Origin of the sequence: Mastigocladopsis repens PCC 10914, from assembly GCF_000315565.1 — a bacterium.
Classification (GTDB): domain Bacteria; phylum Cyanobacteriota; class Cyanobacteriia; order Cyanobacteriales; family Nostocaceae; genus Mastigocladopsis; species Mastigocladopsis repens.
In genome coordinates, this window is record NZ_JH992901.1 from 3,547,449 (window position 1) to 3,563,361 (window position 15,913).

Below are 15,913 nucleotides of genomic sequence, written 5' to 3' on the forward strand. Positions count from 1 at the left end.
TTGTTAAGAAATTACTTTTTTTTAGTAACTAAACAAATTAATTGGTCTTGCAACTTTGCTTTGGGGTCAAAAATTTTGACCTTTTGCTCTTGACACAGTTCTTGAATCAACTGTTTAATTTCAGAGTCTTTCACAAGAGTAAACTGGGCGTTAATCTCTTTAATTAGAGTCATTACTCCCATAAACCCTTGGGTTTTCACTAAATTAAATATAAAATTCTTAACTGGTTGTAAATCGTTTCTACCGTTACCATCGTTACCATTCCCTTTATCATCACTTGTTTTAGAAACAATTCTTAAATCTTGCAAGAAAGTACATTTATGCAAAAGATTGCACTCGCGGACTAAAGTTTGTAGTTCCTGCAAAGTAATGGTTTTGCTTGCAAGCACCAATTCATTAGCTTCCACTGAATTCACAAAGCTGTGATATGTCGCCAAGTAGTGAACCGAAGACAGATTGGGCTTAATATGACGATGATTAGTATTTGTGAATATCTGTTGGTATATTTGATTTCCAACCAGGTTTGGTTTCCCTACATTTCCAGCCCGAATTAAATACAGGGTTTGACAGAGATTTTGCTGAATTGCTTTTTGGCAAGCATTCATTATATTGAAAAAACTATTCATATTTGAGTCTTCTGTCCAGACTATCCCTACTCGCTCACGCTTACTGGGTTGTTGATAACTCAAGGAATAACTAGCGTACTTTCCACTGATAAGTTTCAGCTTGATTTCCTGTACTTGTAATGCTTCCAAGGCTTGTTGCAACATCCGAATTAGATCCGGTGCGGCTAACAAGATAATTTTGGTATTTTTTCCCTGAACTTTTTGATATTCCTGCTGCCATAGCAATTCAAATTCTGCTTTAATTTTATCTTCTGGAGGTGGCGGTGGCGGCGGTGGCGTAGCTCCACCATCAAACCATTTTGGTTTAGGCGGTTGTTTATCTCTAAATAGCCATTTCTTATAATCATGGAATAGTTGTTTCCCTAGCGTCAGAAAATCGCGGGGTGTAGCTTTACGGCTAGGAAACACTTTCTCTAGCACCTGTTTATTTAAGGGGTAAATCGGGGAAACAGGTTTGGGGTTAGCTTGATTGTGCAGGGGATAGAGTCGAGAAGCTAAAAGGGTTTCGCCTTCTTCCAGCGTAATGCGTTTTAGTGGAATTCTGATACTAGCTTTATCTATGTCAGAGGGATGAACTCGCTTAGAATTGTTATACCAGTTCTCTGTCCTGATGCTGATGATAATCAGGAAATTTTTCCACCTGCCATTATAAATCATAGAGTTGACGTTGAATAAAGCTTGTAGATCAATAGAGCCATCTGGCAAACGAGCAATGCTATCTAACTGATCGAAACACAACACAATCGGCTGAGTTTTAGCAGAAGCTTTGCTAAAATTGCCTAAAATACCACGCGCCTTGTCTTCATCATCAATAGATTGCTTAACTTTTAACTTTTTCAGACTTTCTTCATCTAAGTCATCTCCTTTCAACCATTCACAGGCTAGATAGTATAAATCTGGATTAGTCAGGTCATAAAGAACACCAAAGAATTCATTGGCATTGTAAATTCCTGTGGTGCCAATGGTCTTTTTAAGGATGTCAATGAAGAGTTGGCGTTCGCCTAGCGGCTGCTTTGCAGGATCACGTCCTGTACCAGTTTTTGTTTGCCCAAATATGCCTTTTATTCTTTCAAGCAAACTTTGCTGCTCACTTTTTAACCCCTTCTCAATCGTAGACAAGCTGCTTTTGAGCCAGAGGATTAATTGGGAATCTGCTTGTCCTGCTGGAGCATTAACCAAGCTATCAACGGTGTAGCGTAATATGTGCTGCCAGATACGGTCACTCTGAGAAAATGGCTCAACGTAGATAAAAAAAGCTTGATCGTTTAGCTGTTGTTTCAGCTGACCCAAGAAATGAGTCTTTCCAGTTCCAGCGTCGCCATAGAGAATTAGGCTGCGGGTTTGATGGTCTTGGGTAACCTCTGCTAAAACACTTTTGATTTGAGTTAATGGCTTTTGATGAATAGATTCAACAGTAGGGGGTGGCTCCTGCTCTAGCCAAAAGTTACCTGCTGCATGGTTCTCAAATGGATTAAGCGATTTTTTAATAACTTCGTCAATACTTGCCATGCTGATATCCCTACTGTTTAAAAATAAGCCTACTTGTCGTGATTTAGATATATTCCGCTAGCTCACTGTGATGAAAAACAAAGAGCCACCGCTGATTTGCAGAATTCCAGCATCAACTTGCTCAGGAGAATAATCACCTGGTTCTGCCAACTTACTTAATTCAACTTTGTCAGCTTCTTCCAGACGATACAGTGCCTTATCTAATTCTTCCCGTGATAGCGGGGGTTGTAACTTTTGCCGCAAATGGAAGATTGGCAAATAATTGTCAGTACCTAGCTCCCTATCCAATCTCCGGATAGTTTGTAAAATTTCTTCGTCAGTAAGATTAATAATCGTTACAGCAGCAGGCTCTTCCTTGGTTGGCACTGAAGTAGGTGCTGGCTCTGGCTTACTGTGTAGAGATTTACGCAAAAAGCGCACGTAATTATTTAGCAGATCCAAGCTGATGTTTGCGGCTCCCTTGGGACTGTAATCATCCCGCAAATACTCGATTCCTCGTTCAGTGAGCCATACCTCAGCTTTAGCCTTTTTGATTTTGGTTTCAACTTCAATCAGTCCTTTTTCATGGAAGCTTTGCAAGATGGCATCTCGCTCCCCTGACTTCACGGACTTGACATTGATTTTGCTTGGCGTGATTTTTCCTGAAGCCTTGCCGATACTCCCCAATACTTTCAATTCATTAGGCTTGAGCGGCAACTGACTTGTGTCAGTTTTTAGTAGGGCTTGACCTGGTGGTAAAATCTTTACTGTGGCTATCTCGCGGGAAAAGTCTATCAGTTCGCGATCGCCCAAATCTCGACAAATTTTGTCTTTACCTTTAAAATCTTTAAAACCGCTAGCAGTAAGACTAGAACGATAGTTGTTGCATCCCAACAACTTTAGTAGGAACTTTAATTCATTAGTATCCATACAGGTAGTCTTGTCTGAATATAAATCAGCACTACTCTAGCTCGAACTGCAATAATTGACACACTTTTTTATCCTAGCTGAATTTAGTGTAAACGCGCATTGACCGCTCCCAGTTCAAGTAATTTTTTCTACCCCTTCACCCTCCTTACCAAACCAAAAGCCCAAGGACGCAACCCCACAGGTAACAACGCCAACCCTAACCCAGTCCAAGCCTTGGCAGGAGAAAAAGACTTCCCTGCTAAAACTAACTCCCTTCCTTTTTGCGTTTCACCCTTTTCAATCAACCGCAATCCTAACAATAACTGTGTCTCTGCAAGACGCTGTTGCCTAATTTTCTCCAGCTTCTCAGACTCAAATTGATAATTTTCTAAATACCGCAATTTATCAGTTAAATAAGGAATTGCCCGATTAATACCTTGCTGTTGCTCATGAAAACGATATTCCATTAACAATTCTGGTAGATAATAACCTTTCTTACCTGCCAAAGCTAGCCGCACAAATAAATCATTATCCTCACAATTTTGCCAATTGGGCTGCATAAATCCCAACTCTTGTAAGGTTGAACGGCGAAATAAAGTTGCGCCTATTTGAAAGCTTTGGTTAACAAAGACAACTTCCAATAAATTATCAACAACACCTTCTAGTAAATTCGCCCTACCCCAGCGGCGAGAATTTTCTTGGGTTTTCGCCTCATCCCGGATATTGTTAATATCAATGACCCAGTGGTCAGTACCAACAAAATCAATACTAGGGTCTTTATGAAGAATTGCAGTGGTACGTGATAGGAAATCTGAAGTTAACCTATCATCATCATCAAATTTAATAAAATATTCGCCCGTTGCGGCATCAAAACCAGAGCGCATATTATTACTTTTACCAATATTTTGCGGATGACGGAGATATTTGATGCGGCTGTCTGTGTACTTTGACATAAGTTCAGATGTACCGTCACAAGAACCGTCATCACAGACAATCAATTCAAAGTCTTGATAAGTCTGCTGTAATACGCTTTCAATAGCAAAAGGTAGCAGGTTGATACGGTTGAAAGTCGGAATGCAAACACTTACTTTAGGCACAAGCGTAACGATTTAAAAAACTAGAATAACGAAGCCTTTAGCCGGAATGATCAAAGTACCCAGCTGCCATATCTTCTTTAAATTGCTGTAGTCTTTCCTCAAGTTCAACAGTCAGTTGCTCAATCCGAGCCTCATTACTCAAAGTTGGTTTTGAGGTCTTGGCAATATCAGCCAGTTGGATTGCCATCTTCTTTGACTCATCTGCCCAAAACGCTTTAAAGAATCGCTGTGGAGCCTGCTTTACACATTTGAGCGAGTAACGAAGAGATGAACGAACTCCCGGACCTGGTGGATATAGCTTCCTCAAAGGCATGACGTACTTAGGTTCGTATTTTACATCAATTGATGAACACCAATCGTGCCATTTGAAGGGAAAAATCTTGGTACTGGTAAAAATAGGAATCCAAGGTACCCGAAGAGCATCGGCAATAATAACACCGTGCATCGCCTCAGCCAGCAAGACTTCCGTTTGGTTAATGGCAGACAACACTTGTTCAATTTGCCAACGGGGATCGATGTATGCAATTCCTGCTTGCTCGCAGATGAGTTTCCAGGCGCTATCCCCAAGGATGGCATGGTCGATGTGAGGCATATAAGCGAATCGATTTACCTTGGTCGTGGTCTGTTTATATAACCGCCTGACAAGTACAGCGCTGTCTGTTACCGCTAATTCAGATGCAACCCCCAATGCTTTTGCTGAGAGTTGCCCTCTCAAACAGTAAATTTTCCAAGACTCATCGACTTTGGGTAAGCCCTTACCGTAGCCAACCCCAGATCCAAATACCACCGTTTTATGAGCTTTGGGAATATAATTATTTAGCAGTGAGCCGATGCCGATAAAGGTAGTTGTTTTATCCTGGTCAAACACGCCTGGGAGCAATCGGTCCCATAACCAGGGGTTAAGATTATCGCCAAAATTGCTAATCCCATTGGGGAAGCGAAAATAAAACAGCTTCATTTTTGTACCCGTGATTTCAAGTATAGGAGTCAGGTGTCTACAAACTAAGAAATAAATTTTTTTAACTTGTTGATAGCACTTTGTAGCTTGCGAGTAGTTTGAGTCAATAGACTAGGTGGCTTTAACTCTTTTGGTCTTTGTTCTGGTTGCTTTAAAAAACGATAGTACAAAAATTCATCCCTGTAACTGATTTTAACGTCTTCACCTTTAGACAAATGGGTAAAATAAGTAGCAGGATAATTCATGTAATGAAGACGATGAATTGGTTTTAATCCCTGTTGGTTGAAAAGAACGTTGTTAATATTGACAAATGGATCGCCATCAGCACAGTTACCAGTTCTATCTTGACCATTGGTGCTTTGGGTAAAGTTAAATAATGGGCGATTGGAGCGCAATGTCATGTAACTGAATAAGTCTGCATCACACCACCAAGAGCGTTCATTAATCCAGGTAAATTCTTGGTCTTTGACCAGACGTTTTCTTAGTATTTCTAGCTCATCATTGCCAAAAATACCGCGTTTTGAACCGAAGAAACTGGAACAATGTATTTTAGAACGCACTTCAGATTCAGGCAAGGAAATTGCCTTTTCAATCACAGAAAAATTAAATGCTGCAACAGGAGTTGGCTTGCTATGTTCCCAGTCATCAAAGACAAAATCGTATTGGTCTAGCTTTTGTAAGACCCTATTCAGCGGACTCATAGCTAAACTGTCAGCATCATAAAATACAAACTTGTCAAACTTGCCATCAAAGGCGCACATTTTTCTGAGTAAATTACTTTTTTTGTACCATTTTGAGTGTCCTAAATTTTTCTTATTGTTACTAGGATGAGCATTCCAAACTTCATGATAAAACTCTTCCCAACGTTGTAAGGAAGTTGGATCGTAAAACAAGCTAACATTCGGTCTGGAATCTATTTCCTGATTAACCAAATTTAGTCTATCATCGTAGGGAATAATACAAATATGAATATCTGGGCTAACATTCACTTCAATGCTGTTTAGCAATGCCACTAATTGGTCATAAACAACATCATTTGCCAGCGTATAAATACCGAAATCTTCCATGTTGAAGAACCTTTTTGTCTTTAGTTTATGAGTAACTCAAATATATAGGCAGCCTAATGATGACATAAACTGTGGCAACAGGTCATTCTATATATATCACCGCTCTCGTTAGTATTATTCCCAAATAATCAGGTTTATGAACATTTTAATGCTATCTTCGACCTTTCCCTATCCGCCCACACGAGGGGGAACGCAGGTAAGAACGTTTAATTTACTCAAGTATATTAGTCAACACCATGCTATCACCCTGGTTACTCAACGGGAGCCTGATGTCACAAATGCAGAAATAGAAGAATTACGGAATTATGTGGCTCACTTAGTTATTTTTAATCGCCCACAAGACTCTACAACATCCGGAGGAATACTGAAGAAAATCCAGCGTTTCACTACTTTTATCTTACAAGGGATACCGCCAAGTGTGTTAAACCGTTACTCAGATGAAATGCAAATTTGGGTGGATAATTTCGTGCAGGCGGGGAAATGCGATGTCATTACGTGCGAACATAGCGTGAATGAAATTTATGTGAAACCCCATTTCCAAAAACATCTTACAACCGTAGTTAACGTTCATAGTTCGGTCTATGGTTCCTGTCGCAACCAGCTAGACACGGGGATTTCTGAAAATAGATTTCGAGATAAACTCTATCTACCACTTTTGCGTCGTTACGAGAAACGCTACTGCTCTAAATTCTCGGCAATTGTGGTAACAACAGAAGAAGATAGGGTTCAGATACAAGAATTTAACCCTAACAGTAAAATTCAAGTCATTCCCAATGGCGTAGATTTAGTTTCCTTTCCCAACCGCACTCATGATCTAGGGGGACAACGCTTAATTTTCATCGGTGCGATGGATAATTTAGCAAACATTGATGCTGTGTGCTTTTTCAGCAACGAAGTCTTACCAGAAATTCAAAAGCTTTACCCTGATACCACTTTTGATATTGTTGGTTCTCGTCCTGCACCAGAAGTTTTAGCACTTAAAGAAAAACCTGGTATTACTGTAACAGGGCGTGTGCCTTCAATGGTAGAGTATTTGCACAAAGCAACTGTCTGCGTTGTGCCAATGCGGACGGGATTTGGTATTAAAAATAAAACTTTAGAGGCGATGGCGGCTGGTGTGCCAGTCGTTGCAAGTGACCGTGGTTTAGAAGGACTGGCTATAGATGGTGCAAATGTACCACTGAGGGCATTACGAGCAAATCAGCCTACAGAATATGTTACTGCTATTCGTCAATTGTTTGAAAATCCGCAATTGCGAGCAGAATTGTCTCGTAACGCCAGACAATTCGTAGAAACGGAATTCACTTGGGATAGCGCTGGTAAACGCTATGAGGAAGTTCTTACAAGTGGTGGGTGCTAAGTATTGACTCACCATTCGAGATTTACGACTCTATCGATGACGAAGATATGGTTATTATTTTGTTGATTGTCATCATCTGATTGTATTGAAGTTGAAGATTGAGCAACAATTGCAGCAGAACTGAGAGCTAATAAAAGTGCTAGCAAATTGAGAAGATATGAATACATTGTTATGGAAAATGTTAAAAATACTGAAAATCATTAATTAGAAGAAGTTTATAAAAAATGTGGCGCTGAAGAATCAATTAAATAGCATTTATTTCTTCAACAGATAAACGCACTACTTATAGATACACCTGATAAGAAAGAAAACACGGAGACATTGACAACGCAGAAAAATTTTTTTCTGTGTCTCATATGTCTCCGTATCTCAAAATCGCCGCGATAGACAAAATCGCTGCGGTTCATTCTTGTTTCTCAATTTTTTACACTCAACTCACACACACATAATGAGAGTCTATTGAAGGAGTAGTTTTTATGGCATTGGTGAATTTACTGATTTTATAAAGAAAATAAAAAGTTAGGTTTGAAAGTGTGCGGAAATAAGGCATTGCATCCTGAAAAGTGTAAATGAAGAAGAAAAGAAGAATCAAAATTGAAAATTGAAAAAATTTCCTACACTCACTTTCCTTTAAAAGTTTCTAGCCAAGATTTGAGGAACGCGAGTATAAAGGAAAATGCTCTTGCCAAAGTCCCTACTAGATTGACAGCAGAAGTCGCATGGCAAACCCCTCGTCAAATCCTGCACCAAAACCATACAGACGAAAACAATCTAATTCACGCATAGTTAAGCGCGTTCTTAAAAAACCCAAGAAAAAGCCTCAACAGGGAAGTTGGCTAGCGTCGATGGTAGCAATGACGGTTTTGTTATGCAGCGCTGGTTTAATTGCGACTTTTGCCTGGATTAGCATTCAATTTATACTCAATCCAGAGCAGGTAAGCTGGCTGAATAAACTTTTACCAGGGTGGGAGAAAATTTCAGATAATACCCTAGAACGTCCCCAAACCCTCAGACAAATTCAAGATTTTCTGAACAAACAAGGACAGATAGTAGGACAAATCCTACCATTAAAGAAGGATACAACAACCTCTTTTTTACTGCCTATTTTCAAGGAGCGTGCTAACTGCCAGTCAGATTGTCAATATATAGTTGAACTCAGGGTTTATCAACGTGCAGAAAACTCAGAACTGCAATCTGCACCAGAGGAGTACTACCATTTAGCTTCTCAATTAGCTGTTAGTGGACCAGAAGAATCTTTTGTAGTTGCCCCTATAGTCGATGCTACTGATGACAATCAAGGTTCCAGTTTACCCTTGCCTTTAAGTGAAGTGGGGCGTTTTGAAGGCAGTGGAACTTCATCAGGCGTATGGTTCTATCTCAGAGGTCAACGCCAGCAAGGAACAAGTGCGATCGCCTACGGCGGGCGCTCCGCGCGATCGCCTACGGCGGGCGCTCCCTTTGGGAGCATCGCTTACGGTCACATCGTTTACTATAATCCCGAACGCACTCACTTACAATTAATGCAGCCCTGGACAAGTCCCAACGGACAACTCCCTCAATGGCGCCAAGTCACTGGTGGTGATGCAAAAGAGTTAGTCGTCGATCAAACAGTCGGTCTAGAACCCCAGCTACGCATTTATCAAGTCAACTCTGTCAAGTTTGTCCTTAACCCCATCCAGCTAGAACAAATCTCGCTGACACCACCAGCTCTCCAAGATTCAGATTACCAAAATGCCCTACTATTAGCCAGTAATGGACTGTGGACACCAGCCTTTGAACAGTTGGAATCTCTCAAGAAACAGCGAAAAGGGTTGCTTTCACAGACAGCACAAGCGCAAATGGATGTTGTTTACTTGCATTCCCAACTGACCAAAACCCAGGCAGATACAAGTTGGGCAAGTCCTAGCCAACAAGTCCTGGCAGATTTGATAGATGGTCGTTGGGAGAAAGCTTTACAGGTGTTTGAGGCGTCACCGCAAAATGCCCAAGAAATTGCCACTCTACTGAAAGCAGATGGCGGACGGTTGTGGAGTCGCGTAGAAGCCCAATTGCGGGTAAACCCAAATCGAGAGTTGGTGCAAGCTTGGGGAGCCTTAATTTTAGCAGCCAAGCATGGGCAAGAACGGGCGAACTCTTGGTTAAATAAGCAATCTAAAACCACAACAGAAACTCTTACCTACATTCAAGGCTTGTTAGAACAACTGAGTGGTGAAGTCGTATCATCTAAAATTTTCCCCACTCACCCCAGTCAGATTGTTGGTGCGGTACAATCAATCGCTGATGTTAACCCTGCTGAGTGGCTGCAACAGACGCGCCATGGCGCGTCTCTAGAAAAAATAGATAATGCAACGTCTCTACAAAAGGCAGATACCCAGGTTTGGTATCAGGTACAAGTCTCTGCATTTCATGATGGCAGACGCTGGCTTTATTACCCTTTTACAAATTTAAACCCGCCTAAAACTTCAACAGAAGACTTTTTCTGGCAAACTTTAGGTATAAACTCTGACCCTGAAATTCAAATAGTGGTCTGGCTGCCAAACGGAGAACAGTTAACGACCACAGCTTTTATCAAAGCTGTGCAATTGCGGGATGGGATATTGCGGTTACTAGTTGCTGCTGATGAAACTGTAGAGACGTTGTATGCAACATCTATAAACCAATCACCACCCATAGCAGTGACTAGCTCTGCTTTAGAATGGGTTCAGCAATTGCCCATTACACTTGAAAAAGTATATCAACAAGACGAGTCACGGGTAAAAGCCATGCTACCGAGAGTGTGGCGAGCACTACAAGAATCCGGTCAGTTGCCAAATGGTGATGCTCCAGATTTCCAATACATTGTGCAAAAGCTAGGACATTTGCCCATTCAAGAGATTGATTTAACAGGTAATGGTAAGCCAGATACTGTGCTGACTATCTCAGTAGAGGCGATGGCATCATTAGATATGCCAAATGAGAGCGATGAGGAGAGAAATTTTCTGACCCAACAGCCAACATTCAGACATGATGACAAAAAGCGCTCCCGCCCTCGTACGCTTATCTTGTCTGACGATGGTCAAGTCATCTATACTGATTTTAAGCGTGATTCCCAGCAAGTCTTGATTGCGATTGCTAAACTCTCGGCTGGGCCATCTCTCGCCTTATTTGTACAGAATGCCCGTAATTATAGTCTAAAAATTTGGTCACAGAAGAATCAGCGCTTTGAATAACAGACTTATCACAGCGTTGTGACTGACTATATATGACTAGAAGAGATTAGCAATCGCTCAGTGGAAGACTAACTAACTTATTCCTCCTTGTGGGTAGAGACCCTTTGCGTCTTCATGCTTTGCAATTGCTCTAGCAAGCCATCAACCTCTGCCTGTAGATGCATAAATTTAGTTAACTGCTCGGCTTGGTAAAAACATTTGTTCAATTTGCTTGCCCAGACAGCTTGGGATTGCTTTTCCGAAACACTAGATGTAGACATTGCCATATCTATACCAGAAATCAACTCACACCATTAGAGATATTATAATAGGCAAGTTTTAAGAATCATTAAAGAATTGTATACTTTTCTCTTGCCAATAAAATGTGTCTTAGGTTGTGTACTAGGAGACTGCATAAGCTGTGAGTTTGTTCCAAACAAGACTTTCATTAGGGAGTATAAAGGTGTAGCGTAAATTCAAAATTAAAAGTTAAAAAATAATTTTGACTTTTAAATTTTGAATGATTTCGCTGCTTGCGCTTGTGTAGCATCTGGAGTGCAAAATATGAATATATACCAGATGCTGTTTTTCAACTGGAGCTAAGAGCTTTTAAATACCGTGACTTTAAGCCTGTCTGCAGCTAAATCTCATCGCCAACCCTGGCTTGGACTTATAGAGCAATATCGCGAATACTTGCCTGTAAACGAAAAAACACCAGTTGTTACCCTACTGGAGGGCAATACACCCCTCATACCTGTTCCCTCTATTGCAGAACGGGTAGGCAAAGAAGTGCGTGTCTTCGTCAAATACGATGGTCTTAACCCCACTGGTAGCTTTAAAGACCGAGGAATGACATTGGCAATTTCTAAGGCAAAAGAAGCTGGGGCAAAGGCGGTCATTTGTGCCAGTACGGGCAACACCTCAGCAGCAGCAGCGGCTTACGCTCGGCGTGGGGGTATGCGTGCCTTCGTATTAATTCCCGATGGCTATGTGGCGCTGGGCAAATTGGCACAGGCGTTGCTGTATGGGGCAGAAGTCTTGGCAATCAAAGGGAATTTTGACCAAGCGTTGGAAATTGTACGCGAAATGGCCCAAACTTATCCGGTGACTTTGGTCAATTCGGTCAATCCTTACCGCCTAGAAGGGCAAAAAACAGGAGCGTTTGAAGTTGTTGATGTTTTGGGCGATGCTCCTGACTGGCTGTGCATCCCAGTTGGTAATGCGGGAAATATCACAGCATACTGGATGGGTTTTTGTCAATATCATCAAGCCCGAAAGTGCGATCGCCTGCCTCGAATGATGGGATTCCAAGCAGCAGGTGCATCTCCCCTGGTGACAGGTCAGCCAGTGGCACATCCAGAAACTATAGCTACCGCAATTCGCATTGGCAACCCTGCAAGCTGGCAAAAAGCAGTTGCAGTCCAACAAGCCAGTATGGGCAATTTCCACGCCGTCACCGATGCAGAAATTCTCGATGCTTATCGCCTTTTGGCATCAGAAGAAGGAGTTTTCTGCGAACCCGCCAGCGCCGCTTCCGTTGCCGGTTTGTTGCAGGTGAAAGACCAAGTTCCTACAGGCGCGACAGTGGTTTGTGTCCTCACCGGCAACGGTCTCAAAGACCCAGATACAGCCCTCAAACACAGTCAAAGCCAGTTTAAACAAGGCATTGCGCCGGAACTGTTGGCAGTAGCAGAAGCAATGGGATTTTAGAAGAGAGTCGGGCGGAGATAACACAGACCAACAAATAAATTATCTTTCTCCACTCCTCTCCTCCCCCACTCCTCCTACTTCTCTCCTCTCTCCTTTGTCAAACCATCGATGGCATCACCCAAAGCGGTGGTTAGGCTTTTGCGTGTTTGGGAATGGTTGTCTTGTTCTGTTTTTAAAGCTTGTAGTAGGCGATCGCGTTCTTTGATGACTGCAATCAGTTTTGCCTTCAATTCCTCCACAGATTTGAGTTGTTCGACTTCTTTTTGAATAGCTGTTGTAGCTGTGGGGTCATCAAGTCGTGCTGCCTCAATACCTTTGATTTGTTGTATTTGTGCTTTTAAATCCGCGATCGTCTGCTGCGCCATTTGAGCATCTGTACGGCGTTGTTCTGCTTCAGTGTTGTAAAGTTTGCGCCATTTCTCGGCACTTTGCCATCCTGCATCTTGTTCTGTTTGAAGTTCCGCTAGCTGCTGTTTGAGCGCTTTAATTTCTGCTAACCACTGTGATGTTAATTCTTGAGTCATGAATTCTACAAAGGTAAAACACATTTAACTAAGGATAGTCTGAGTTGTCAGTTAGTGAGAGGCTGTTATTGAAGTTGGTAGTAAAGCATACCCCTCAGTTAAGCATTTTTCGTGACAATTCCAGGCTTGTAGAGACGTTGCACTGCAACGTCTCTACATTAATGTGTTCTTCTGAACAATTCTTTAGCCGTGTTACGAGCAATGACCAAATGGAAACCATAAGAGTAAACAAGCTAATGCCTGTTTTGGTCTGAAGCCAATCAACGTACCATTAGTTGCATAAATGGAAGTAATATATTAATATGTTCATGATTTTTGTTTTAAATAAGTTCTTTTATAAAACACCCCTTCAGATTTAACAAGCAATTTTTCAGATTCAAAACCTGTCGCTAAAGCAGAAACTACATTAAGGAATTGAGTTTATGCTGGATCTATTGGTTAGGAATATAAAATTCACTGTTACTATATCTATACTTATAATTTCATCTTTAATACTGATAGTAACTATTATCAATGTAAACCAAGAATCATCATTATATAATATTGGATTAAGTATATCAACCTCTGGGTTGGCAACTACTCTTGTTCTAATTATTGAATTACTTACAGAAAGTATAGAAAAGCGTACCAATCAACGTAGGTTTTTGAAACTTTTTGGGTGTGATGATAAAACAAATGGCTATGGTTCTATAGCAATTATTGTTCCAGCGTTTGATCTTAGCCAAACTAACTCGCAGCAAGCTGGCAATAGTTTAAAGCAGCAGGCACAGAAACTAGTTTGGAAGTTCTCTACTAAGGCAGCCATACAAAATGATGTGACTGCGGCTTCATACTTGGTGTCTGCTTTCTCAAAACTCGGTCTTCCTGTTCCTCAAATAAAGTGGGATGAAGAGATAAATATTAATGATGATGATGGTGTAAAAACTTATATTCTTATAGGTCTTTCAAATAATGTAATTGAATTCGTAAACCAATCTACGCATAAATTTTTTTCAATTAATCAAAATCTAGATCAAAACAACAATTTATCAAAAATTATTATAAAAGGTGGGTTATTTGACAATTATAATCAGCTTATAGAGGAAATACGGTGGACAGATTATCCTGTATCACTTGATCCTCAAACTTCGCGTCCCAAAGATGGTCGTGATTACGCTTTATTTGCAAAGTTTCGTATAAAAAAAAAAGTGTTTATTGTATGCGGAGGAGGCTCCGAATGGGGTACTTGTGATATAGGAACATATATAAGTGATAGCGGATGGAGACTTATCTACACCGACTTAAAACAAGAAAAAAACGCTGAGATTATTCATAATGAAGCATTTGCAGTGGTTTTTCAATTATCTAGAAAGCAGCAATCAAAAAGCATCTCCATTGTACACAAATGCATTAAAAAGAGAAAATAGAAAAATAAATTACTAGATCCGAGACCAAAACGTTATTATAAATCACTGAAATTTTTATTTAAATTAAATGATTTTAGAAGCCTTTCTTCAAGATATTTTGTCTCAAAATATTTCTCGTGAGAATTTCTCTTTATATGTTAAAAATATATGGGAAAGTGAAGAGGGCGGTGTGATGTACTACCATGACCCTAGTTCTTTTTGTCTCAATATTTGGCATTTATCTTTTGATAAATTGATTACAGAACATGGTCGTCCTGAACAGCCATTGTCTATTTCTCAACATTTATTTGGTGATGAAAATCATATATCAGCGCGTTTAGTATACGATCCACCAAAACAGAATAATCAATATCCTTTAGAACATCATTCTCACCCGGTTGATACAGTCATTTTTGTTGTCAACGGTTCAGGGGTCTTTTCTTTTATTTATGATGATACTAAGAAGGCGATTGATATAGACCTCAAACCAGGTACAACCTTATTCTTTCCATCGAATACTGTTCATACAATTAAAGAAGTTGGTAATGAGGGTTTGGAGACATTGAATATAACAGATCGATTAAACCAACCAAGCTATCGTACCGAACCTATTAATGAGAAAAAGGATTTATTAGTAAAACCTTCTGAAGATTTTAGCCAAATATACAATCCCAATTTAACGTAATTACTTAATCCCTTCTCCAGCCTCCCAGAATGCTAATGCCTAATTTTTACTCTTTACATTTCTTGAGAGACAGCCTCTTTTGAAAATAGTCCTTTCCAAAGACTGAGGGATAAGGCGCGTCCTACGTCCTCACATTATCCCTTAGTAGAAGCTGGTTTCAGAGAATTGACAAAATAAAGAACCTCAGATAAGGAAAACTCTGGTTTTAAAACCTTCTTTGAACAAGCCGTAGATGTGAAGATTGGCATAACGACAAATAATACAGCACGTCACAGAAATTCGTAAATATTGTTACGTGTGTTAGCAATCAGCTTTAACTTTCCCAGCTAGAGTAGAATATTTAGCGGTTTCACAACACAAATACAAACGCGCTAATGTCTGAATTTCCCCCTCAGTATCCCTTGATTGAACCTGATGCCAAAGCACCTACTTTAAGAAGGCTGCGTCAGTTGAGCCGCTTACTGGATAAAGTCATTACTGTTCCAGGAACGCAGCTTAGTATTGGTCTAGATCCAATTCTGGGACTCATACCTGTCGGCGGTGATTTTTTGGGAGTTATGCTTTCGGCGTATATTGTTCTGGAAGCTGCGCGGTTAGGCGCGCCTGCGCCTACTTTGAGTAGAATGGTGTTGAATATCATTATTGATGGCTTATTAGGTGCAATACCCATAGCAGGGGACTTGTTTGATGTTAGCTGGAAAGCTAACGAGTATAATATCAGGCTACTGGAAGATCACTTAAGGTTTCCCAGCCAGAGGAAGAGCGCAGACAAGTGGTTTGTATTTGCGGTTTTCATTGTCTTGTTCATCGTTGCTCTTGGATTAGTAGCATTTACTGTGATACTCACCAGACTGCTTGGAACGTTGCTTGGAATGCTGCTGGGATTGTTTACTGGCAGTTAGATAAGTCAAGACAA

The 15,913-nt window shown here is 40.6% G+C and carries 13 protein-coding genes; 6 read left to right on the top strand and 7 right to left on the bottom strand.

The features are described from left to right. Positions 1-11 precede the first annotated feature (11 nt). From MAS10914_RS0117995 to MAS10914_RS0118015, 5 genes are all read right to left on the bottom strand, one after another. Positions 12-2,135 carry an ATP-binding protein gene (locus tag MAS10914_RS0117995; protein WP_017317342.1) on the bottom strand — a complete coding sequence of 708 codons (2,124 nt, stop codon included), beginning with the start codon at positions 2,133-2,135 and terminating at the stop codon, positions 12-14. A gap of 57 nt (positions 2,136-2,192) precedes the next feature. Beyond that, entirely contained in the window at positions 2,193-3,044 is an 852-nt protein-coding gene (locus tag MAS10914_RS0118000) for a hypothetical protein (protein WP_017317343.1), read from the bottom strand. A 128-nt stretch (positions 3,045-3,172) separates the two neighbouring features. Beyond that, complete coding sequence (locus tag MAS10914_RS0118005) at positions 3,173-4,120, bottom strand: glycosyltransferase family 2 protein (RefSeq protein WP_017317344.1); 948 nt, start codon at positions 4,118-4,120, stop codon at positions 3,173-3,175. A gap of 37 nt (positions 4,121-4,157) precedes the next feature. Continuing rightward, complete coding sequence (locus MAS10914_RS0118010) at positions 4,158-5,078, bottom strand: polysaccharide pyruvyl transferase family protein (protein ID WP_017317345.1); 921 nt, start codon at positions 5,076-5,078, stop codon at positions 4,158-4,160. A 44-nt stretch (positions 5,079-5,122) separates the two neighbouring features. Further along, positions 5,123-6,145, bottom strand: a complete 1,023-nt coding sequence (locus MAS10914_RS0118015; RefSeq protein ID WP_017317346.1) for an Npun_R2821/Npun_R2822 family protein — start codon at positions 6,143-6,145, stop codon at positions 5,123-5,125. Positions 6,146-6,281: 136 nt separating this feature from the next. Here MAS10914_RS0118015 and MAS10914_RS0118020 point away from each other — a divergent pair, with 136 nt between their 5' ends. Further along, positions 6,282-7,505, top strand: coding sequence for a glycosyltransferase family 4 protein (locus MAS10914_RS0118020; protein WP_017317347.1), 1,224 nt, complete (start codon positions 6,282-6,284; stop codon positions 7,503-7,505). Between the two features lie 719 nt (positions 7,506-8,224). Further along, entirely contained in the window at positions 8,225-10,714 is a 2,490-nt protein-coding gene (locus MAS10914_RS0118025) for a hypothetical protein (protein ID WP_017317348.1), read from the top strand. A gap of 77 nt (positions 10,715-10,791) precedes the next feature. On the opposite strand, the gene MAS10914_RS0118030 is transcribed toward MAS10914_RS0118025, so the two are convergent. Beyond that, positions 10,792-10,974, bottom strand: a complete 183-nt coding sequence (locus MAS10914_RS0118030) for a hypothetical protein (protein WP_026082636.1) — start codon at positions 10,972-10,974, stop codon at positions 10,792-10,794. A 337-nt stretch (positions 10,975-11,311) separates the two neighbouring features. On the opposite strand from MAS10914_RS0118030, the gene thrC reads away from it, so the two are divergent. Further along, the gene (gene thrC / locus MAS10914_RS0118035) at positions 11,312-12,403 is read left to right on the top strand and encodes a threonine synthase (protein ID WP_017317350.1); all 1,092 of its coding nucleotides are present in this window, start codon (positions 11,312-11,314) and stop codon (positions 12,401-12,403) included. A 74-nt stretch (positions 12,404-12,477) separates the two neighbouring features. On the opposite strand, the gene MAS10914_RS0118040 is transcribed toward thrC, so the two are convergent. Continuing rightward, on the bottom strand, positions 12,478-12,927 hold the full coding sequence (locus tag MAS10914_RS0118040) for a hypothetical protein (protein ID WP_026082637.1): 450 nt from the start codon (positions 12,925-12,927) through the stop codon (positions 12,478-12,480). 422 nt (positions 12,928-13,349) lie between these two features. Between MAS10914_RS0118040 and MAS10914_RS0118045 the strand changes: the two genes are divergently transcribed. The 3 genes from MAS10914_RS0118045 (at position 13,350) to MAS10914_RS0118055 (ending at position 15,899) form a co-directional block, all read left to right on the top strand. Then, complete coding sequence (locus MAS10914_RS0118045) at positions 13,350-14,333, top strand: hypothetical protein (protein WP_017317352.1); 984 nt, start codon at positions 13,350-13,352, stop codon at positions 14,331-14,333. 67 nt (positions 14,334-14,400) lie between these two features. Beyond that, on the top strand, positions 14,401-14,997 hold the full coding sequence (locus tag MAS10914_RS0118050; protein WP_017317353.1) for a cupin domain-containing protein: 597 nt from the start codon (positions 14,401-14,403) through the stop codon (positions 14,995-14,997). A 374-nt stretch (positions 14,998-15,371) separates the two neighbouring features. Next, the gene (locus MAS10914_RS0118055) at positions 15,372-15,899 is read left to right on the top strand and encodes a DUF4112 domain-containing protein (RefSeq protein ID WP_017317354.1); all 528 of its coding nucleotides are present in this window, start codon (positions 15,372-15,374) and stop codon (positions 15,897-15,899) included. The last annotated feature ends 14 nt before the right edge of the window (positions 15,900-15,913 follow it).